We start from the raw sequence: 21,179 nt of genomic DNA on the forward strand, positions 1-21,179 counted from the left end.
AAAACTAATCTTGGAGATTCAGAAATCCGCTTACTTCTGATAACAAACTGGCGAGCGCCCCCGGCAGCGCCGGGATCGGTGAATGGCCTGCAGGGGAGCATGGGGACCGTGAGAGCATCAACGATGCAGGCGCATCCGCTCGCGCCTCGGTTCTGGGCCTACGCGGTCCTGCTCGGACTTCTGCTGACGAACCTCTTCTCTGCGGGCCTCCTGCTCCTGCCGCAGGAGCGGGACGGACCCGCCGTCATGGCCTATACTGAGGCGCGGCTCGCGCGCTTCGTCGACCGGATCCGCGGCGGCGCGCTCGGCGTCGTGCTCATCGGCGATTCCCGGATGCAGTTCGCGACGCTCGGTGAGGAAGCGCTCGCCGCCTCGCTCACGCGCGCGGCCGGCAGGCCAGTCGCCGTCATCCGCTTCCTGCGGGTCGCGAGCACGTTCCGCGAGATTGAGCCCTATGCCGAGGCGATACTCGATTCAGGCGCCTCGGCGATCGTGCTCCAGCATTCCTTCATGGCGCGACAGGACACGGTCGTCTCGCGGATCGGCGACGCGCGCCGGATGGTCGCCGACACGCTCTTCGGACGCGGCTCTCGGCAGAGCTCGCCGGCTCTTGCTGCCTATTATGAGGGCCTGTCGGCCTGCGAGGACATCAAGCCGATGCGGCTTCCCTTCACGATGCTAGGCGCCTCGGTGACACGGGACCGCTATGCCGCAAGGGGCGAGAGCGCCCGCCTCTCGGCCCGTTTCACGGACGAGGCGCACCAACGTGGGATCGCGATGATCGTGGCCGAGACGCCCGCGCGCGACATCGCGGGCGTCGAGACGACGCTTGCGCCCGACCCCACGCTCTTCGTCCATCCGCCACGGCCGGTGGAAGTGGCAGGGCTGACCGACCCGGGGCTCTATTGCGACGAGTACCATCTGAACGAGACGGGGCGCGCGCTCTACTCCGATTGGCTCGGCCAGCGGATCGTCGAAGCGCTCGCGAGGGAGGGGAGCAGGGAATGAGCGAGACCGATCCGCTCGGCGAGCTCGAGGCGACGATCGCGGCCCGGGCGGCGGCGAAGGCGCCCTTCATGGGTGGGCGGGCGAGCCTTGCCTATCCTCAACTGCGCGAGCGGATTGCGCGGACGCGCGGCCTCCTCGCTCGGCTCGGCGTCGGGCGCGGCGCGCGGGTGCTGATCGCGAGCGAGGACGACGCCGCGGTCGGCGTCCTCTACCTCGCCGCGCTGACGCATGGGGCGACAGCCGTCGTGATGGACCCGAACGCCACGCCGGCCGAGGCGGTCGTTCTCGCGGCGCGCAGCCGGCCGGCCGCGCTCTTTCTCGACGACATGCTGATCCGGCGGACGGAGGCGCTCAGCCGCTCCGTCGAGGCGCCGCTCGTCGCCATCGCGCCAGATCGTCCGGCGCGCGCCGGCCTCGGCTTCCTCATCCGCCCGAAGGCGACGGTGCCCGCGACCTATCCCGCGCTCCTCGGCGACGAGATGGCGGCCGAGCCCGAGCGCGAGGCCGCAGCGGACGACCCGGCCCTGATGCTCTTCACCTCCGGCACCACTTCGAAGCCGAAGGCGGTCGTGATCTCGCGGGGCGCGCTTGCGGCGCAGCTCGAGGTCCTCGTTCGGCGCTTCGGCCTCGATACGCGAAGCCGGATCGTCAACCACCTGCCCTTCCACCACACGGACGGACTGAACCAGGGGCCCCTTCTCGCCGCCGCGGCAGGGTGTGAGGTGATCCGGCCGGGCGCCGTGACGATCCAGTCGCTCGGGGCCATCCTCGACCTCGTCTACCAGCGCCGCGCGAGCCATCTCGTGACGGTGCCGACGGTCCTCGCGATGATGGCGCGGCTGCCCTCGGACTACGACGATACCTTCTCGCATCCCGAGTTCCGCTTCATCGAGTCGACCGCGGGCCCGCTCGACCCCGCGCTCTGGCGCGAGACCGAGGCGCGTTTTGCCGCGCGAGTCGTCAATTGCTACGGCCTGACCGAGACCGTCAGCGAGGCGCTTTACGCGGGCCCCGATGACGCCTCGCACCGGATCGGCACTGTCGGCCGGCCCGATGGATTCGAGATGCGCATCCGCGACGATGCGGGCGCGACCGTCGGCCGGGGCAAGACCGGCGAGCTGATGCTGCGTGGCGCCGGGCTGATGAGCGGGTATTTCGAGGACCCGGAGGCGACCGCGGCGGTTCTCGCGGATGGCTGGCTCGCCACCGGCGATCTCGCGGTCGAGGACGAGGACGGCTGCGTCCGCATCGTCGGGCGCAAGAAGAACATGATCATCCGCGCCTCGGTCAACATCTATCCAGAAGATCTGGACACGGCGGCGCGCGCCTGCCCGGGTGTCAGCGCGGCTGCCACGATCGGGATGCCGGACGAGATGCTGGGCGAGCGCGTCATCCTCTGCGTCACGGCGCGGCAGGGTGCCACGGGGCTGCAGGACACGCTGATGGAGCATCTGCGCGAGACGGTCGGGGCCGAGCGGCTGCCGAACGAGATCATCGTGCTCGACGCTCTACCCTACGGCCCATCGGGCAAGGTCCTGCTCTCGGAGCTGAGGACCATGGCGAGCGCGGCCGGTCCCGCCACGGCCGGCGAGACGATGACCGAGGCAGTGATCGCCGAGGCGGCCGCCGCCTTCGGCCGGCGTGCGGCGGAGCTCGGGCCGGAGAGCACCGCCGAGAGCACCGCGGGCTGGGACTCGCTCACCTTCCTCGAATTCGTGACCCGGCTCGAGCGGCGCTTCGCGGTCCGGCTCGCGCCGCGCGACGTGATGGCGATCGACCGCCTTGGGGACGCGATCGCGGCGCTCGAGAGGACGGGGACCACTGCCGCCGGAGCGCTGCAGTGAACGCTGCCGCGCGCGAGGGGGTGCTGATCCTCGGCCATCCTCGGTCGGGGACGACGCTGCTCCGCCGGCTCGTCGACCGCCATCCGGCCTTCGCCGCGCCACCCGAGACGCATCTCTTCGGCGCCTGCGCGCGCTTTCTCGCAGCCGACCTCACGGCGCATGGCGTCGACATGGGCGTCCTCGCCGGGCTCGACTTCGCGGGCTTCGAGGACGAGGTCGTGCTCGAGCGGCTCAGGGCCTTCGCCTTCAGCTTCCTGGAAGACTACGCGGAGCGGGCAGGCAAGCCCAGATGGGCCGAGAAGAGCGCCTTTGACATCTTCGACCTCGCCCCGATCGAGCGGCTCTGTGCCGACCGCGTGCGCTATGTCGGGATCGTCCGGCATCCCTTCGACGTGGCGGCGAGCTGCAAGGAGTTCTGCGACGCGGCCGGCGTCTACCCCGCACCGATGCACGCCTATCTCCGCCGTTTCAGCCAGCCGGTCGAGGCCTTCCTGCACTCCTGGGCCGACACGACGCGCGCGCTCGTGGATCTCGGCCGCCGCCGGCCGGATCGGTGCATCGTCTGTCGCTACGAGGATCTCGTCGCCGCGCCCGAGGAGGTACTGGGCCAGATCTTCGCCTTCCTCGGCGAGGCGCCCCTGCCCGCCCTACCCGCGCTCGACGCGGACGAGACGTTGGGCTTCGTCGATCACAAGGGGTTCGGCGCCGAGCAGATCTATGCCGACAGCGTAGCGCGCTGGCGCTCGATCCCGACGCCGCAACTCGCCCGGCTCCTCCCGGTCGTGGCCGGGCTGATGCAGGATCTCGGCTATGACCTGCCCGACCTGCCGCCGCCGCCCGACACGGCCGAAGCGCGCCGGCGGTTCGTCGCGGGGCTCGCTGCCGGCCGGGCGAGCCGGGGCAAGGGCGGTACGGGCAGCGCATGAGCTTCGTCTCAGTCAGCTGGCTCGGCTGGATCGCTGCGGTGACGGCGGTCTTCTGGGCGCTGCAGGCGCGGTTCCGGACGTTGTTCCTGATCCTCGCGACGCTCGTCTTCATCGGCTGGACCGATCCGCTCTCGCTCGGCGTACTCGCGGCGCTGACCGGGCTAACGATCGTAGCGACGCGGGAGCGAGCCGTGCCCGGCTGGCGGGCGGTCCTCTGCGTCGGCGCGATCGTCGCCGTCCTCGCCGGGTTCAAGATCGCGGTGGGGCCGATCGACGATGCGGGCGTCGCGGATCTCGCCATGCCGCTCGGCCTCTCCTACTACGCGCTGCGCTGCATCCACTACGTGATCGAGCGCTATACCGGCCGGATCGCGGCGGGACCGGGCCTTGACGTCGTCGCCTTCCTCTTTTTCATCCCGACGATCTTCATCGGCCCGATCCACCGTTTCCCGGAGTTCCGTCGCGACCTCGCCCGGCACCGCTGGGACGAGGCGCTGTTCTCGGAGGGCGTCGAGCGGATCATCCACGGCTATGCGAGGATCGTGATCCTCGGGAACTTCCTTATCGTGAACCTGACCGAGACGCTGACCCAGGCGCTCGGCCCCGACCGGACCGCGGCCGTCACCTATATCGCGATGGTCTCGACCGGGCTCAACCTCTACGTCCAGTTCGCGGGACATTCGGACATAGCGATCGGCTTCGCTCGGCTGCTCGGCTTCCGGGTAATGGAGAACTTCGACCGACCCTATCTCAAGCCCAACATCTCGGCCTTCTGGCGCGCATGGCACATCTCGCTCACCAGTTGGGCGCGCGACTATGTCTACGGCAGCGTGGTCGCGCTGACTCGGAGCCCGGCCCTTGGCGCCGTGACAACGCTCGTCGCCATCGGCCTCTGGCACGAGATATCGCTGCGCTACCTCGTCTGGGGCGCCTATCACGGGCTCGCTATCGTGGTCTGGCAGCAGGTTCAGGTTTGGAAGCGCGCGCTGCCCGCGCCCCGCTCCACAGCAGTTCGAGGGGCGCTGCACGTGCTCGCGGTGCTTCTCACGCTGCATTTCGTCTGGCTCGGCTTCCTTCTCGTGCGCCAGCCCGATCCGGGGGCCATGTGGTCTGTCGTCGTCACGCTTGTTTCGGGGGGATGGTAAGACATGGGCGTCTACCGGTTTCTCGCGCGCTTATTGCCACGTCGCGCCGCGATCGCGCTGACCTGCCTCTGGTTCGCGCTCCTGATCGCCCTCACGATCCATCTGGCATTCGAGCCACAGAACGCATTCCGCTACGGTAGGCTCTGAGAGCCTGCCCGAGAAGTTCGCGATGGAGGTTGAATGACCGCCACCCGCCTGATTCACCGTCGTTCCTGGCAAGAGACGATGGAGGATCGAATGGCTTGGACGGCGATCACCCGAAGGGACCATGCGCGCCTCGGTAGAGCGTATTGAAGCGACATGACGGAGCGGGACTCGGCGCTGAGCACTCCCCTCCTGCCGACGGCGAAGCATGCCGGGCGGCCTCGGACAACCTATCTGCGCTGCTAGCTTCGCGCGGTGCGTCTTTGTCCTGATCTGCTCGTCCTTCACCTGCCGGGCCAACTCCCGCCTTCCTGATCGCTCGGCCCCGCATGCGGAGGTTATGCAGAGATGAAACCTTTGCCCGCATCCGGAGAACTCCAGCGACAACTGGGCATCAGAATTCCTTCAATTTATTGATCACAATATGCGCGATCGGAAATAATGGGACACTATTGGAGATGTCTGGAAGTGAGCCTAGGCTGCCACAGCTCACTTGGTAAGGGAGAGGCCGTCAGTTCAATCCTGACCAGCAGCACCATTTCCTCACGCCTGCCTCCGCATCCGCGCCTGCGAGCGCGTCGGGCCCGGCTGTTCCGCCTAGGCGCGGAGGCCCGTTCGTGCGCCTGCGCCTACCAGATCTGGTCGAGCGAGCGCGGCTTCGCCGTCCTGTTCAGGGCGCCCGCGGCCCGGAGCAGGGCGTGGGCGGCCGACACGAGGGCGGTGCAGTCCGCCAGGGCGCTGGCGAAGCAGCGGTGGCTGAACTCGTCGAGGAGCCGCGCCGCGAGGCGCTCCTCACCCGCGTCGCACAGGATCTCGGCGCTCAGCAGCACGTCGGGCAACTCGGCATTGATCTGCCGCTCGAAGGCGCGCCAGTGGTCCCAGACCTCCCGCAGGATGGGATCCGGCTGCTGGAAGGCGAGATGCATCAGGCGCTTGAACTGGTAGACCGCCGACTCGGCGCTCTCGATCCCCTGCGGGACATGCGAGACGGTGTCGGGGTTCCTCGCCTCCTTGCGCGTGTCGAGAAAGCGCGCCGCCTCGCCGTCGGTGAGGTAGCGGTGCATGGCGTATTCGTCGGGCACCGCAGTCTGGCCCAGGAAGACCGGCATCAGCGGCGCCGTGACCGGGCCCACCGGCGCGTGCCACATCATCCTGAGCGCGTCGTGCCGCGGGTCGACCAGAGGGACGACCTGGCCATAGCCCGCGGTATCGCCGGTGAACATCCCCGTCGAGATCGCCCAGAAGACGTCCTCGATCCCGATCCGCTCGGGCCGGACGGCGCGCTCGCGGAGCTCCGCCTCGACGCGCTCGACGCCGTCCCAGCGGCCCTTGCCGTCGCCATAGACGGCGTTGACATCAAAGGGCCCGGCGGCCGCGCTCCACCAACCAAGATCGGCGGCAACGTCATGAAAATGCGCGGGGAACAGGAAATCGGCATCGGGTTCTGCGGGTATCGCGCCGATGTAGCCGGGACGCGAGGCGCGGATGCTGTCGGGACCCAGCCGCTCGGCCGCCCAGAGCCGCTTGCCCCCTGCGAACTCGATGACGACCCAGGCCTCGCCGGGATCGGCGATCAGGTGCGAGTTGCCGCCATAGGTGGAATAGCCGTGCTCGGCGATCAGCGCGCCGATCAGCTCGACACCCTCGCGCGCGGTGCGGGCGCGCTCGACCACGAGGCGGGCGAGGTCCGAATAGTTCGGCCCGGTCTGGTCCGGCGGCGTCATGGCGACGAGCTCGGGCCGCGAGGGCGACCACACGTCGCGCACCGCCACGCCGTGCTCGTTCAGCCCGCCATTGGTGAGCGGCGCGGGAAGCCCCAGGAAGTGGCTGTAGCTCACCCGCATGTTGCGCGCGGTCCGTGCCGCCTGCGGGATCTGCGTGAGGCGCCCCGGCATCGCGGCCCGCGGGGTGACGCCGACGGTCAGCGTCGCCCCCTCGGGGTGGGACTGGCGGGGATGGATCTCGAGCCAGTGGCTCGACGGCTCGTCGCCATAGCCGGCAAGATAGGGGATGCCGTCGGCGGTGAGGTTGCGGCCGACATAGATCGCATAGCTCATCGGGGTTTACCGGTCTCTCGTTGCACGGCTCGCGGACATTGAGGGCGTCGCGCGCGGTCTCCCGCACCGGCTTTTCGCATCGGCAGCGGCGCGGCACCAGAGGGCATCGCGCGCGAGCCGGGCCTCGCGCCGCCCGGCGGGGCGGCCCGCGCGACGTCCCTGGCGCCACGCTACGGGCGGCCCCTTCCGGCGCCCCCCTCAATCGATGCGCCGCGCCTCAGTCGCTGACGGCGCCTTCCTCGTCTTTGCGACGACCCATGCGGGCGCGCAGCACGCGGCCGAACAGGATCGGCAGGACGAAGCCCACGATCGACACGGTCCAGAGCCCGATGGCCAGCGGCGAGGCGACCAGCGCGCTCCACTCGCCATCCGAGATGGTCATGGCGCGGCGCAGGTTGGCCTCCATCAGGTTGCCGAGCAGCACGCCCAGAATCACCGGCACCAGCGGCACGTCGAGCTTGCGCAACACCCAGCCCAGCACGCCGAACACCACCATCACCAGAAGGTCGAAGGTCGAGCCCGAGATGCCGTAGATGCCGACGAACGAGACCATGGCGACAATCGGCATCAGGATCCGCGGCGGCACCAACAGGACGCGCACGAACATGCCGACCATCGGGATGTTCATGGCAAGCAGCATCAGGTTGCCGATGAACAGCGCCGCGATCAGGCCCCAGACCACATCGGGGTTCTGGGTGAACAGCAGCGGCCCCGGCGTGATGTTGAGCGCGAGCAGCATCGCCAGCAGCACGGCCGTGGTGCCCGAGCCCGGCACCCCCAGCGCCAGCATCGGCACCAGCGCGCCGCCGGCGGCGGCGTTGTTGCCGGCCTCGGGCGCCGCGACGCCGCGCGGGTCGCCCTTGCCGAAGGTCCCCTCGCGGTCCACCAGCTTCTTTTCCATCGAATAGGCGAGGAACGAGCCCAGCGACGCGCCCGCCCCCGGCAGCACGCCCGCAACGAAGCCGATCAGCGAGGTCCGAAGCATCGTGGGCGTGCAGCGCGCGAGCAGCCTGCCCGACGGGATCACCCGGCCGATGCCGACCTTCGAGGCATGACCCTCGACCGTGTCCTCGCCGCGGTGCTCGAGGAAGATGAACACCTCGGACAGCGCGAACAGCCCGACGATGGCGACCAGGAAGTCGATCCCGTCATAAAGATGCACCTCGCCGAAGGCGAAGCGCGGCACGCCGGTCTGCCCGTCCACGCCGACCATCGCGATGCCAAGCCCCAACGCCGCCGCGAAGGCCGCCTTGGCCTGGTTGCGCGAGGCGATGCCGCCCAGCGTGGCGAAGGCCAGCACGAACAGCGCGAAGTACTCGGCCGGGCCGAACAGCAGCGCCACCTTCACCAACTGCGGCGCGAGGAACACCAGCCCCCATGTCGCAAGGAAGGCGCCGACGAACGACGCGACGCCCGAAAGCGCCAGCGCCTCGCCCGCCCGGCCCTGTTGCGCCATCGGATAGCCGTCGAGCGTGGTCATCAGCGCCGGCTCGTCGCCGGGAATGTTGAGCAGGATCGAGCTGATCCGCCCGCCATACATCGCCCCGTAATAGACCGAGGTCAGCAGGATCATCGCCTCGGTCGGACCGAGGCCGAGAGTGAAGGCGAGCGGGATCAGGATGGCGACCCCGTTCGAGGGCCCGAGCCCCGGCAGCGCCCCCATCACGGTGCCGAGGAAGCAGCCGACGAGCGCTAGGAGCAGGTTCTGCCAGGTGAGCGCGACGGCAAAGCCGTCGGCGAGCGATGCGAGCGCGTCCATGCCGTCTCCCTCAGAAGCCCAGCGGACCCTTGGCCAGCGACAGGCCGAGGATCAGGTGAAAGACCGTGTAGATGCCGAGCGCGGTCAGCACCCCCGAGACCACCGCCCATAGCGGGCGGGTGCCGAGCCGCCAGGTCAGGATAGCCGAGGCCGCGGCGGTTGCGATCACGAAGCCGAGTTCGGGCAGCAGCAGCGCGTAGGCGACCATCACGGCCACGGCGCCGGCGATCTCGGCCACGCGCCCGAGGCGGGGCCAGTCCGGCTCGGCATCCGGCCGGGCGAGGACGGCAAGGCTGGCGAGCCCCAGGATCGCACCGATGATGATCGGAAAGGTGCGCGGGCCGACGGGGTCCGAGATGAAGCTCAGCTCGATCCGGGTCGCGCCCCAGATGAAGAAGGCGGCGAGCAGCAGGCCGACGCCGCCGAAGATGCGGTCACTCATGCGTTTCCTCCCGCGGCCTTGCGCTCGGGGCGTGGTCGCGTGTGTTGCCGGTGCCGGGGCGCGCGCACGCATGGCATGCAGGCCGCGCGCGCGCCGGCGGATGCGGGCTGGACGGGGGCCGCGCGCGGCCCCCATGGCCTCACTTGATGAGGCCGATCTCGCGCGAGATCTCGGCGATCGAGGCGATCGAGTCCGCCACGAAGGCACGGAAGGCGTCGCCCGAGAGGTCGAGCGGCGCGAGCCCGTTCTGTGCCATCACGGCCTTCCACTCGGGCGAGGCATAGACCGTCGCGACCCGTTCGACCCAGTAGGCATGGGCCTCGTCCGACATGCCGCCGGGGGCGTAGAACCCGCGCCAATTGGCGCCGATCGCGTCGATGCCCTGCTCGCGGGCGGTCGGGAAGGCGCCGAAGTCGCCCTCGAGCCGCTCGGGGGCAAGCACGGCGATCACCTTGATGTCGCCCGAGTCGACGAAGCCCTTGGCCTCGGACGCGTCGCCCGTGAAGGCCTGCACCGAGCCCGCGAGAAGCTGCGTCACCGCCTCGCCGCCGCCGTCGAAGGCGACATACTTGATGGTGCGCAGGTCCTCGATGCCCGCCTTGTCGGCGGCGATCAGCACCTTGAGGTGGTCCCAGCCGCCGACCGCCGAGCCGCCGGCGATCGAGATCGACCGGGGGTCGGCCTTGATGCGGTCCATCAGCTCGGGCAGCGTGTTGATTTCGCTCGATTTCGCCACCGCGACGATGCCGTAGTCAGCGCCGACCGCGCCGATCCAGCGGACCTGGTCCATGGTGTTGCCGGGATAGGCGCCCTGCGCGAGGCGGGTCGCCGTCGCGGTCGAGGCGGCGACGATCAGGCCGTTCTCGGCGCCGCGCTTGTTCACCACCTCGGCGAAGGCCACGCCGCCGCCGCCGCCGGCGATGTTGGTCACCTGCATCGTGCCCGGGATCAGGCCGAGGTCCTGCAGCGTCTTGCCAACCTGCCGGCAGGTGAAGTCCCAGCCGCCGCCGGGATTGGCGGGGGCGATGCATTCTGTCGCCTCGGGCTCGAAGGCGAGCGCCGGCGCCGCGAGCGTGCCGAGGGCGACGAGGGCCGCCGAGGCGAGCCGGCGGATCGGGGATGTTGCGAGCATGCGTTTTTCCTCCCGAGAGCATGTCGTTGCGGCCGCCGGTCGGGTTTTCCCGCGGCAGTCGGGCGCCATGTCTAGCATGGCCGGCTGTCGCCAACCTGTCGCGACGTCGGACCGGTGGCCGCGCGGGCGCGATCTGCGTGCTTCACCCCTGCGGCGGCAGGGGATAGGATCGGGGAAATGGAGCGGCCCGCCCGAACGAGCGCCGCCCGCGGGGAAACGCACGGCATGCGCGTTCTGCTGGTCGAGGACACGCCCGATGTTGCCGACGCCATCGTCGAGCACTTCCGGCGACGCGGCGACGCCGTGGACCTCGCGGACGCCTGCGCCGCGGCCGCGGACGCGCTGGCGGTGCAGGTCTATGACCTCCTGATCCTCGACATCAATCTCCCCGACGGCTCGGGGATCGACATCCTGCGCGGGCTGAGGCGGGATCGGGACGGCACCCCGGTGCTGGTGCTGACCGCGCGGCTCGCGGTCGAGGATCGCGTAGAGGCGCTGGACATGGGGGCCGACGACTACCTGATGAAGCCCTTCGACCTGCGCGAGCTCGAGGCGCGGGCGCGGGCGCTGGCGCGGCGCCGGGCGGGCGAGAGCGGCGGCGTGATCGAGTATGGCGACCTGCGCTTCGACCCCGCGGGGCGCACCGCCGAGGTGGCCGGCCGGCCGATCGCGCTGACCAAGCGCGAGTTCTGCCTGCTCGAGACGCTGGTCGCCAATCGCGGCCGGGTGATGCCCAAGGAGGCGATCTTCGACAAGCTCTTCGCCTTCGACGCCGAGGAAGTGGGGCTGAACGCGGTCGAGGTCTATGTCGGGCGGCTGCGGCGGAAGCTCGAGCCCTCGCGCGTCGCGATCCGCACGCTGCGGGGCCTCGGCTACCAGCTCGTCGCCGATGCCTGAGCGCGCGCCCTCGATCGCGCTGCGGCTGGGCATCGCGGTGGCGCTGGTGCTGGCGGTGGGCGGCGTCGGAGTCGCGGCGGCAGCGCTCGCCTATGGCCGCGAGGCGGCGCGCGAGGCCTATGACCGGATGCTGGCGGGCGCGGCCTTCGACATCGCCCGCGCGGTGGGCGTGTCGGGCGGCGACGTCGTCGTGGATATCCCCGTCTCGGCCTTCGAACTGCTCGCGCTCGCGCCGCAGGACCGCGTGGTCTATCGCGTGATCGACCGCGAGGGCGCGACGCTGACGGGCTATGACGAGATCCCGCCGCCGCCGCGGGGCGCGGGCGAGGTCAGCTTCTACGCGGCCGAGTTCGGCGGCGAGCCGGTGCGTCTGGCGGCCGTCCGCCGCCGCTTCGCCGAGCGCGCCTACAGCGGCGAGGTCGCGGTGGTGGTCGGGCACACGCTGCGCGCGCGCTCGGCGCTGGCATGGGACATCGCGCGCAACGCCATGTCGCTGGCCGCGCTGGGGGGCCTCTGCCTGATCGTGCTGACGGTGGCGGCGGTGCGCTCGGCGCTGGGGCCGCTCAGGCGGGTCGAGGCGGCGCTGGCCGGGCGCCGGCCCGAGGACCTCTCGCCGCTCACCGTCGAGACCCCGCGCGAGCTGAGGGCGACCGTGGGAGCGATCAACGGCTTCATGGCGCGGCTCGCGCGCCGGATGGACGCGATGCAGGCCTACATCGCCGATGCCGCCCACCAGCTTCGCACCCCGGTCGCCGCGCTCAGCGCGCAGGCCGAACTGGCGGCCGAGGAGACCGACCCGGAGCGCCTGCGCAAGCTGGCCGAGCGCATCCGCGGCCGCGCGGCGGGGCTGGGGCGGCTCGCGGACCAGCTGCTCAACCAGGCGCTGGTGATGCACCGCGCCGACGCGGCACCGCGCGAGCGGCTGGACCTGCGGCTGGTGGCCATCCGGGTGGTCGAGGAGAGCGACCACGATCTTGCCTCGACCGCCGAGGACCTGCAGCTCGACCTGCCCGAGGACGCGGTCATGGTCACGGGCGACGCGCTGAGCCTGACGGAGGCCACGAAGAACCTGGTGAACAACGCCCTGCGCTATGGCGCGCCGCCCGTCACCATCGCGGTCCGCGCGCCTGGCAGGATCGAGGTGACCGACCGCGGCCCCGGCATTCCCGAGGCCGCCTGGCCCGAGGCCGGGCGCCGCTTCGCGCGCAGCGAGGCGAACCCGCGCGGCGGCGCGGGCATCGGGCTTGCCATCGTGCGCGCGGTGGCCGAGGCGCATGGCGGACGGATGCGCTTCTCCCGGCCCGAGGTCGGCGGGTTCCGCGCGACGCTCGACCTCGCCCCCGGCGGGGCGGCCGAGGGGGCGCCGTCATGAGGCGGGCCGCTGCCGCGCTCGTCGCGCTCGCGCTTGCAGCCCCCGCCGCCGCGCAGCAGGCGGCGGTGACCGTCGGCACGGGTAGTGGCGAGCTGGTGGTCGAGGGCTCGACCGACATCGCGGTGTTCCTGCCTGTGCTCGAGGCCTTCGCGGCCACGCGCCCCGACCTCGCGATCCACTATGTCGAACTTGGCACGAACGAGCTTTTCGCCCGCACGGCCGAGGCCTGTGCCGCGGGTGTGGCGCAGGCCGACCTGGTGATCAGCTCGGCCATGGACCTGCAGGTCAAGCTGGTCAACGACGGCTGCGCGCAGCCGCACGAGACCGAGGCCGGCCGCCTGCTGCCCGACTGGGCGCACTGGCGCGACGAGCTGTTCGGGCTGACCTACGAGCCCGCGGTGATCGTCTACAACCGCGAGCTGGTGCCCCGCGACGAGGTGCCGGCCACGCGCTTCGACCTGATCGACCTGCTGCGCGCGCGGCCCGCGCGCTATCACGGACGGGTCGCGACCTACGACATCGAGGCATCGGGCCTCGGCTATCTCTTCGCTTTCGCCGACGCGCAGCAGGCGACCACCTTCGGGCGGCTGTTGGAAGCCTTCGAGCGGGCCGACGCGGTGGCGACCTGCTGCTCGGCCGAGCTGATCGACGCGGTGGCCGAGGGGCGCTACCTGATCGCATACAACCTGCTCGGCTCGTATGCGCTGGCGCGCGCGGCGGGCGACCCGCGGATCGGGGTGGTGGCGCCTGCGGACTACACTCTGGTGCTATCGCGCGCGGCGCTGGTGCCGCGGCAGGCGCGCAACCCCGCAGCGGCGAAGGCGCTGATCGACTTCCTGCTCGCGCCCGAGGGGCGCTTCCGGCTGGCACAGGCGGCACTGATCGTGAGCTTTGGCGAGACCGACGACCCGGCGACGGCGACGCTGGCGGGCGCACCCTCTGCGCTGAGGCCGATCGCGCTCACGCCCGCGCTGCTGGTCGGGCTCGACCGGCAGAAGCGGGCGCTGTTCACGGCGCTATGGCGCTCGATCATGGCCTCGCGCGATGACCTGCCCTGAGGGGGATGGACGCCGACGCATGGTCGGCTAGGCTTGGCGCCCGTGAAGCACGGGGGAGGGACGGGATGAAGACGGCACTGCTTGGGCGCACGGGGATGCGGGTCTCGCGACTCTGCATGGGCACGATGTCCTTCGGGCGCGAGGCGGACGAGGCGGAATCGGCCCGCATCTATGCCGCCTGCCGCGAGGCAGGGATCGACTTCTTCGACTGCGCCAACATCTACGCCGACGGCCGGTCCGAGGAGATCCTGGGCCGGCTGATCGCAACCGAGCGCGACCGGATCGTGCTGACCTCGAAGGTCGGGATGGAGCGGGCCGGGCTGGCAGCCGGCGGCCTCGGGCGGCGGCATATCCGCGAGTCGGTCGAGACGAGCCTCAGGCGCCTCGGGACCGACCGGCTCGACGTGCTGTTCGTCCACCGCTTCGACCCCGAGACGCCGGTCGATGAGACGCTGCGCACGCTCGACGACCTCGTGAGCGCGGGCAAGGTGCATCACCTGGGCGCCTCGAACTGGGCAGCCTGGCAGATCGCGCGGGCGCTGGGCCAGTCGGAACGGCGGGGCTGGGCGCGGATCGACGTGCTCCAGCCGATGTACAGCCTCGTCAAGCGGCAGGCCGAGGTCGAGATCCTGCCCCTGGCCGAAGCCGAGGGACTGGGCGTGATCCCCTACAGCCCCGTGGGCGGGGGGCTGCTCAGCGGCAAGTATCGCGACCCTGCCGCCGCGGGACGGATCCGCGCGAACGAGTCTTACGTCCGCCGTTATGGCGAGGAGTGGATGTTCGACACCGCCGCTCGCTTTGCCGATTTCGCCGAAGGCCATGGCTGGCACCCGGTGAGCCTCGCGCTCGCCTGGGTGGCGGGGCACCCGGCGGTGACCGCCCCGATCATCGGCGCGCGCGACGTGGCGCAGTTGCGCCCCGCGCTCGCGGCGCTTGACATCCCGATGAGCGCCGAGTTGCGCGAGGAGATCGGCCGCCTCTCGCGCCGCCCGCCGCCCGCCACCGACCGGCTGGAGGAACAGGCCTGAGGGTTCAGGGCCCGCCGCTCTCGCCGATGTCCCAGAACAGCCCCGCCATGAGGCCCAGCGCATCGCGGCAGAGGGCCTTGAGCGCATGCTCGTCCGGCGCGTGCTGCGAGCAGCCGCGGTAGGAGTGCGGCACCCACACCGTCGGCAGGCCGAGAATTTCCGAGAAGCAGTCGTTCGGCAGCGACCCCGCGAGGTTCGGCAGCACATGCGGCGCGCGCCCGGCGGTGTGCCCCAGCGACGCCGCGACGAACCGCGCCCATGGGTGCGAGGGGTCGAGCCGCGTGGCCTTGAAGGCACCGCCTTCCAGCGGGCGGATCTCGACCTGCGCGAAGCCCTCGCGGTCCAGATGCCGGCGCAGCGCGGGCAGGATGTCGTCTGGGTCGGTCCCGACGACGAAACGAAGCTGGCAGGTCGCGCGCGCCGAGGCCGAGATCGCGTTCACCGGCGCCTCGGGCACGCCGCTCGACATGGCGAGGATGGCGAAGGAGTTCCAGCCGAACACGCGCTCGGCCGGCGTCAGGCTCTCCTCGCCCCAGTCGGGGTCGATGGCGGGGCCATCCCCTTCGGCCACTGGCAGACCCGTCAGCGCCGCGCGGATCTCGGGCGTGAGGCTGGTCGGGCGCCATTCGGGGATGCGGATCTGCCCGCGTCGGTCGGTGATCGAGGCGAGCGCGTGGGCGAGGATCATCGCGGGGTCGGAGAGCAGCCCGCCCCAGTTGCCGGAATGATGCGCCCCATCGCGCAGATCGACCGCAAGGTCGAAGGTGACGCCCCCGCGCGAGCCCATGAATATGGTGGGCGTGTCGGGGGCGAGGCGCGGCCCGTCCGAGGCGATCAGCACGTCCGCCTTCAGCCGCTCGCGCTCGGCCGCGCAGAAGGCATGGAGGCCGGGCGAGCCCGTCTCCTCCGCCATCTCGATCAGGATGCGAACGTTGAAACCCAGCCGCCCGCGCTCGGCCAGCACGGCGCCGAGCGCGGTGAGGTTGATCAGGTGCTGGCCCTTGTTGTCGGCGGTGCCGCGGCCATAGAGGCGCTCGCCTTCCTCGACCAGGCGGAAGGGGTGTAGGCCCGCGCGCCAGCAATCCGTCTGCGCGCGGATCACATCGCCATGGCCATAGGTTAGGATGGTGGGAAGGCCGGGGTCCTCGATTCGCTCGGCCACCATCAGCGGGCCGCCCTGCGGGTCGGGGTTCTCGAAGATCCGGGCGCTGAAGCCCAGCGCGGCAAGGCGCGGGGCCATGGCGTCCGCAAGGTAGCGGCGCAGTTCGGGGGCTTGCGCGGGGTTCTGGCTCTCGGTCTGGAAGGTCACGAGGTCCCGGAGATCGGCGGTGAAGCGGCCGCTGTCGAAGGCGGCTTCGGCGCGGGCGACGGCGCCCTCGCGGCTCGGCTGCGCGGTCATGTGCGATCCCCCTCGGGCTCGGTCACGGCATCGCCCCAGGGGGACATGATCTCGGTCGCACCGGTGTTGAGGCCGTCCCGTCGCATCACGCCCGCCGGGCAGGCAAAGGCGTATGGATAGACTGTGCGGCGCGCGCGCATCACGGGGTGGCGGGCCTCGATGGCCGCGATGGTCTCGGCCGGCAGCGTGTCGTCCACCGCCACCACCTCGCCGCCAGAGACGTCGATCCGCGGATGGTGGAACGCCTGCTCGAGGTCCATCCCCCAGTCCGCGATAAAGGCCGACAACTGCGTGACCGCCGAGACGATCTTGCGCCCGCCCGAGGCGCCGAGCGCAAAGCGCGCGCCCCCCGCCTCGCCGATCACCGGGCAGACATTCATCAGGCACGCCTTGCCGGGCCCCAGCGAGTTCGGCCCGCCCTGCACCGGGTCGAACCACATGATGCCGTTGTTGAGGAGCAACCCGGTCGAAGGCGAGACGCAGCGCGCGCCGAAGATCGAGAGCAGCGTCTGCGTCAGCGCCACCATGTTGCCCTCGCGGTCCACCACCGAGAAATGCGTGGTGCAGGCGGGGGCGCCCGCGGCCTCGTCCTCGGCGCCCATCGTCGTGAGGCGCCGGGCGTAGGCCGCTTTCAGCGCGTCCCCGATGGCCGCGAAGCCCACGCCGTCGGGCCGCGCTGCGGGCGTTTCGGCCAGCGCCGCCAGCGCGTCCCGCAACGTCGGCCCGGCGGTCAGGCCGGGCGTCGCGAAGAACTGCGCACCCCGGTGCTCGAAGGCCAGCGGCTCCTCGATCCGGGCGCGGTAGGCGTTGAGATCGGCAAAGCGCAAGGCGCCGCCCTTGGCCTCGACATCGGCGGCCAGCGCGCGGCCGACATCGCCGTCGAAGAACTCGCGCGGCCCCTTCTCGGCCAGCCGGTCCAGCGTGTCGGCCATGCGGTCCATGGCGACGCGCTTTTGCGCGAGGCTGGTCCAGCCGGCGATCGGCGGCCACTGCCCGTCCTCGAGGAACATGGCCGCCGCGTCGCTGTCGCGCGCCAGCGCCCGGGTGGCCGAGGCGATGATGAGCGCCGCGTACCAGTCCACCAGGAGCCCCTCGCGCGCGAGCCCGATGGCCGGCTGCACGAGGTCGCGCCACGGCATCCGCCCGAAGCGGCCATGCGCGAGCCCCACACCGTCCACCAGCCCCGGCACGGCGACGGCGGTGGCGCCCAGCACGTTGCGCTCGCCCACCACCGCCTCCCAGGGGAACAGGTCGCCCGCGGGTCCCGTGCCCGCGAGCGGGTAGTCGGCGGGGTCGAGCCCGGCGGGCGAGCGCATGCCGTAGTTGACGGCATGGGCCCGCCCCTCGGCCGCGCGCCAGACCATCATCGCGCCGCCGCCCGCGGGGCCGCTCATCCAGGGCTCGACCACGCCGATGGCGAACGAGACGGCGACCGCGGCATCGACCGCATCACCGCCTGCCGCCAGCACCTCGGCGCCGATCTCGGCCGCGCGGCGGTGCTGGGCCGCGACGACGCCGCGGGGGGTTTCGATCACGGCCTTGCGGACCTGCTGGGTGCGGGAAAAATTCGAGCTCATGCGGCGGCTCCGGCGGGAAGGATCGGCGAGACGGGCGGGCGCCCCCGACAGGTATGGGCCGGCGCGCGACGGGGCGCAACCGCGATGCCGGGTCTTGGCCGACCCCCGCGCCCGCGCAACCGGGCGGCCTTGACCGCGATCAAGGACAGCCACGCGGGGCGCGCGCGAGACTTTCCCGCCATGGGAGGGTTGGCATGGCAAAGACGCCGCCTGGCACCGAGCGGACGGTCGCGCGCTTCGAAATCCGCGCCCGCGGCTACCTGACGGCGGAAGGCGAGCCGCGCGGCGCCCTGCCGTCCTTCGCCGAGGACCGCGACCAACTCGTGCGCCTCCACGCCGCGATGACGCGGACGCGGGCCTTCGACCAGAAGGCGGTCGCGCTGCAACGCACCGGGCGGCTTGGGACATTCGCCTCGTCGCTGGGGCAGGAGGCGGTCAGCGTGGGCCTCGCGGCAGCGATGCGGCCCGAGGACGTGCTGGTCCCCTCGTTCCGCGAGCAGGGCGCACAGCTGTGGCGCGGCGTGCGGATGGAGGAGTTGCTGCTCTACTGGGGCGGGGACGAGCGCGGCTCGGACTTCGCCGACCCCGCCGTGCGGCAGGATTTCCCGGTCTGCGTCCCCGTCGGCACCCAGTATCCGCATGCCGTGGGGGTCGCTCTCGCCTTCACGCTGAGGGGCGAGGCGCGGGTCGCGGTGGTCGCGGGGGGCGACGGTTCGACCTCTCGCGGCGATTTCCATGAGGCGCTGAACATGGCCGGGGTCTGGCGCCTGCCGGTGGTGTTCGTGATCAACAACAACCAATGGGCGATCTCGGTGCCGCTGGACCGCCAGACCGCCGCGCAGACGCTGGCGCAGAAGGCGATTGGCGCGGGTCTGCCGGGCGAGCAGGTCGATGGCTGCGACGTGATCGCGGTGCGCGACGCGGTTGGCCGGGCGGTCGAGCGCGCCCGCGCAGGCGAGGGCCCGAGCCTGATCGAGTGCGTCACCTACCGGCTGTCGGACCACACCACCGCCGATGACGCGACCCGCTACCGAGAGGACCGCGAGGTCAGCCGCCACTGGGCGGGCGAGCCGTTGAAGCGCCTGCGCGCGCATCTGGGCCGCGCGCATGGCTGGACCAAGGAGGAGGAGGAAGAGCTGCGCGCCCGCATCCACGCGGAGGTCGAGGCAGCGGCCGAGAGGTATTTGGCGATCCCGCCGCAGCTTGCCGCCTCGATCGTCGCACACATCCATGCGCATCTGCCCCCCGACCTCGAGGCCGTGCGCGCGCGCCTCGCGGAGGGCGGCGATGGCTGAGCTGACGCTGATCGAGGCGGTGCGCGCAGCGCTGGCACGCGCGCTCGAGGACGACCCCTCGGTCGTTGTCCTCGGCGAGGATGTGGGCCTCGACGGGGGCGTATTCCGCGCGACCGACGGGCTCTGGCAGCGCTTCGGCGAAAGGCGGGTGCGCGACACGCCCCTGTCCGAGGCCGCCATCGCGGGCGTGGCGGTCGGGCTTGCCGCGCAGGGCTTCCGGCCGGTTGCCGAGATCCAATTCCAGGGCTTCATCCACCCCGCGCTCGACCAGATCGCCAACCATGCGGCGCGGCTGAGAAACCGCACGCGCGGGCGCCTCACCTGCCCGATGGTGTTGCGCGCGCCCTATGGCGCGGGGGTCCACGCGCCCGAGCACCACTCGGAGAGCATCGAGGCGGTGTTCGCGCACATCCCCGGCCTGCGGGTCGTCATCCCGTCCTCGCCCGCGCGGGCCTACGGGCTCCTGCTCGCGGCGATCCGCGATCCCGACCCGGTGGTGTTCTTCGAACCCAAGCGCCTCTACCGCGCGGGAAAGGAGACGGTGACGGACGACGGCACGGCGCTGCCGCTCGACACCGCCTTCGTGGCGCGCGAGGGGCGGGACCTCACGCTGGTCGGCTGGGGGGCCGCGCTGAAGGAATGCCGCGAGGCCGCCGAGACGCTGGCGGGCGAGGGCGTCGAGGCCGAGATCGTCGATGTGGCGACGCTGAAGCCTTACGACGCGGAAACGGTGCTCGGCTCGGTGCGCCGCACCGGGCGCTGCGTGATCGCCCACGAGGCGCCGCGCACCGGAGGATTCGGTGCAGAGATCGCGGCGCGTGTGGCCGAGGACGCGCTCGACGTGCTGCGCGCGCCCATCCGGCGGGTGACGGCGCCCGACACGATCCCGCCGCTGCCGAGGCTCGAGCATCTCTACCTGCCTTCGGCGGGCCAGATCGCGCAGGCGGCGCGGGAGGTGGTGGCATGGCGGTGAGGCGCTTCGACCTGCCCGACCTCGGCGAGGGGCTGGAGGAAGCCGAGATCGTCGAGTGGCATGTCGCCCCGGGCGAGCGGGTGGTGGCCAACCAGCCGCTCGTCTCGGTCGAGACCGACAAGGCGGTCGTCGAGATCCCCGCGCCCTGGTCCGGCGTCGTCAAGGCGCTGCTGGCCGGACCGGGCGAGATCTTGCGGGTGGGCGCGCCGCTGGTCAGCTTCGAGGCCGCCGGTCGGCCCGATCCGGGCGCGGTCGTCGGACGGATCGACCCCGAAGCACCCACCCCGCCGTCCACGGCAGCGCCCGAAGGCGCGCCGAAGGCCCCTCAGGCAACGGCGGCCACGGCACCGGGTGGCCCGGTGCGGGCGATCCCCGCGGCGCGGGCGCTGGCCGCGCGGCATGGCATTTCGCTCGATGCCATCGCCGGCACCGGGCCGGGCGGCGCGATCACACTGAGCGATGTCGAGGCGCTGCTCGCCGCGGCGCCGGAAACTGAAGGCTGGGAAGAACTGCGGGGCGCGCGCCGCGCGATGGCGCGCAGGATGGCGGCGGCGGCCGAGGTGGTGCGCGCCACGCTCCACGATGTGGCCGAGGTGACGGCCTGGATGACGCCGGGATCCGACATCCTCGCGCGCCTCGTGCGCGCGACGGTCCGTGGGGTCGCGGCCGCACCCGTTCTGAACGCGTGGTTCGACGCGGGCGGGCCGTCGATCCGTCAGAACGTGCAGATCGACATCGGACTCGCCGTGGACACGCCCGAAGGGCTTTACGTGCCGGTTCTGCGCGATGCCGCGGCGCTTGGCGGCGCGGAGATGCGTGCCGAGGCCGAGCGGATGATCGCGAACGCGCGCGCCCATGCGTTGGGGCTCGCCGACCTTGCCGAGCCCACGATCACGCTTTCCAACTTCGGGCCGATCGGCGGGCGCCATGCCGAGCTGGTGATCAGCCCGCCGCAGGTCGCGATCCTGGGCGCGGGACGGGTCTATCCGGTCTATCGCGAGACCGGCGTCTGTCTGCTGCTGCCGATGTCGCTCAGCTTCGACCACCGCGCCGCGACCGGGGGCGATGCCGCGCGCTTCATGGCCGCCGTCGTCGCCGACCTGGAACGTCCCGACTGACAGCC

At 71.5% G+C, this 21,179-nt stretch carries 18 protein-coding genes; 12 read left to right on the top strand and 6 right to left on the bottom strand.

Annotated elements, in window-relative coordinates; genetic code table 11:
- Positions 1-123 precede the first annotated feature (123 nt).
- From M1105_RS07405 to M1105_RS07425, 5 genes are read left to right on the top strand one after another with little or no spacing between them, the layout of a single operon-like run.
- A complete protein-coding gene (locus M1105_RS07405; RefSeq protein ID WP_249579716.1) occupies positions 124-1,008 on the top strand; it encodes a hypothetical protein in 885 nt (294 codons plus the stop codon).
- Positions 1,005-2,852 (top strand): AMP-binding protein, encoded by a 1,848-nt coding sequence (locus M1105_RS07410; RefSeq protein WP_249579717.1) that lies wholly within the window; start codon positions 1,005-1,007, stop codon positions 2,850-2,852. Before M1105_RS07405 ends, M1105_RS07410 begins: the two co-directional genes overlap by 4 nt.
- On the top strand, positions 2,849-3,778 hold the full coding sequence (locus M1105_RS07415; RefSeq protein WP_249579718.1) for a sulfotransferase family protein: 930 nt from the start codon (positions 2,849-2,851) through the stop codon (positions 3,776-3,778). Before M1105_RS07410 ends, M1105_RS07415 begins: the two co-directional genes overlap by 4 nt.
- Positions 3,775-4,923, top strand: a complete 1,149-nt coding sequence (locus tag M1105_RS07420; RefSeq protein WP_249579719.1) for an MBOAT family O-acyltransferase — start codon at positions 3,775-3,777, stop codon at positions 4,921-4,923. Before M1105_RS07415 ends, M1105_RS07420 begins: the two co-directional genes overlap by 4 nt.
- A gap of 3 nt (positions 4,924-4,926) precedes the next feature.
- Complete coding sequence (locus tag M1105_RS07425; protein WP_249579720.1) at positions 4,927-5,070, top strand: hypothetical protein; 144 nt, start codon at positions 4,927-4,929, stop codon at positions 5,068-5,070.
- A gap of 626 nt (positions 5,071-5,696) precedes the next feature.
- Here the strand turns inward: M1105_RS07425 and M1105_RS07430 are convergent.
- The 4 genes from M1105_RS07430 to M1105_RS07445 all read right to left on the bottom strand — a co-directional run bounded on the left by M1105_RS07430 (position 5,697) and on the right by M1105_RS07445 (position 10,457).
- Positions 5,697-7,124, bottom strand: a complete 1,428-nt coding sequence (locus M1105_RS07430; protein WP_249579721.1) for a C69 family dipeptidase — start codon at positions 7,122-7,124, stop codon at positions 5,697-5,699.
- 217 nt (positions 7,125-7,341) lie between these two features.
- Positions 7,342-8,883 carry a tripartite tricarboxylate transporter permease gene (locus tag M1105_RS07435; protein ID WP_249579722.1) on the bottom strand — a complete coding sequence of 514 codons (1,542 nt, stop codon included), beginning with the start codon at positions 8,881-8,883 and terminating at the stop codon, positions 7,342-7,344.
- A gap of 10 nt (positions 8,884-8,893) precedes the next feature.
- Complete coding sequence (locus M1105_RS07440) at positions 8,894-9,325, bottom strand: tripartite tricarboxylate transporter TctB family protein (protein ID WP_249579723.1); 432 nt, start codon at positions 9,323-9,325, stop codon at positions 8,894-8,896.
- A 139-nt stretch (positions 9,326-9,464) separates the two neighbouring features.
- Positions 9,465-10,457, bottom strand: a complete 993-nt coding sequence (locus M1105_RS07445; protein ID WP_249579724.1) for a Bug family tripartite tricarboxylate transporter substrate binding protein — start codon at positions 10,455-10,457, stop codon at positions 9,465-9,467.
- A 225-nt stretch (positions 10,458-10,682) separates the two neighbouring features.
- On the opposite strand from M1105_RS07445, the gene M1105_RS07450 reads away from it, so the two are divergent.
- The 4 genes from M1105_RS07450 to M1105_RS07465 all read left to right on the top strand — a co-directional run bounded on the left by M1105_RS07450 (position 10,683) and on the right by M1105_RS07465 (position 14,812).
- A complete protein-coding gene (locus M1105_RS07450) occupies positions 10,683-11,354 on the top strand; it encodes a response regulator transcription factor (protein ID WP_249579725.1) in 672 nt (223 codons plus the stop codon).
- Entirely contained in the window at positions 11,347-12,726 is a 1,380-nt protein-coding gene (locus M1105_RS07455; RefSeq protein ID WP_249579726.1) for a sensor histidine kinase, read from the top strand. The genes M1105_RS07450 and M1105_RS07455 overlap by 8 nt, the downstream gene beginning before the upstream one ends.
- Positions 12,723-13,784, top strand: a complete 1,062-nt coding sequence (locus M1105_RS07460) for an ABC transporter substrate-binding protein (protein ID WP_249579727.1) — start codon at positions 12,723-12,725, stop codon at positions 13,782-13,784. The genes M1105_RS07455 and M1105_RS07460 overlap by 4 nt, the downstream gene beginning before the upstream one ends.
- A gap of 65 nt (positions 13,785-13,849) precedes the next feature.
- Positions 13,850-14,812, top strand: a complete 963-nt coding sequence (locus M1105_RS07465; protein WP_249579728.1) for an aldo/keto reductase — start codon at positions 13,850-13,852, stop codon at positions 14,810-14,812.
- Between the two features lie 4 nt (positions 14,813-14,816).
- On the opposite strand, the gene M1105_RS07470 is transcribed toward M1105_RS07465, so the two are convergent.
- Both M1105_RS07470 and M1105_RS07475 read right to left on the bottom strand, forming a co-directional pair.
- Positions 14,817-16,211 carry a M20 family metallopeptidase gene (locus M1105_RS07470; RefSeq protein ID WP_249579729.1) on the bottom strand — a complete coding sequence of 465 codons (1,395 nt, stop codon included), beginning with the start codon at positions 16,209-16,211 and terminating at the stop codon, positions 14,817-14,819.
- On the bottom strand, positions 16,208-17,788 hold the full coding sequence (locus M1105_RS07475) for a gamma-glutamyltransferase (RefSeq protein ID WP_249579730.1): 1,581 nt from the start codon (positions 17,786-17,788) through the stop codon (positions 16,208-16,210). Before M1105_RS07475 ends, M1105_RS07470 begins: the two co-directional genes overlap by 4 nt.
- 194 nt (positions 17,789-17,982) lie before the next feature.
- On the opposite strand from M1105_RS07475, the gene pdhA reads away from it, so the two are divergent.
- The 3 genes from pdhA to M1105_RS07490 are packed head-to-tail and all read left to right on the top strand — an operon-like array spanning position 17,983 to position 21,174.
- The gene (gene pdhA, locus M1105_RS07480) at positions 17,983-19,083 is read left to right on the top strand and encodes a pyruvate dehydrogenase (acetyl-transferring) E1 component subunit alpha (protein ID WP_249579731.1); all 1,101 of its coding nucleotides are present in this window, start codon (positions 17,983-17,985) and stop codon (positions 19,081-19,083) included.
- On the top strand, positions 19,076-20,056 hold the full coding sequence (locus M1105_RS07485) for an alpha-ketoacid dehydrogenase subunit beta (protein ID WP_249579732.1): 981 nt from the start codon (positions 19,076-19,078) through the stop codon (positions 20,054-20,056). The genes pdhA and M1105_RS07485 overlap by 8 nt, the downstream gene beginning before the upstream one ends.
- A complete protein-coding gene (locus tag M1105_RS07490; protein WP_249579733.1) occupies positions 20,047-21,174 on the top strand; it encodes a dihydrolipoamide acetyltransferase family protein in 1,128 nt (375 codons plus the stop codon). The genes M1105_RS07485 and M1105_RS07490 overlap by 10 nt, the downstream gene beginning before the upstream one ends.
- Positions 21,175-21,179 lie beyond the last annotated feature (5 nt).

Source organism: Thermohalobaculum sediminis (assembly GCF_023487995.1).
Classification (GTDB): Bacteria; Pseudomonadota; Alphaproteobacteria; order Rhodobacterales; family Rhodobacteraceae; genus Thermohalobaculum; species Thermohalobaculum sediminis.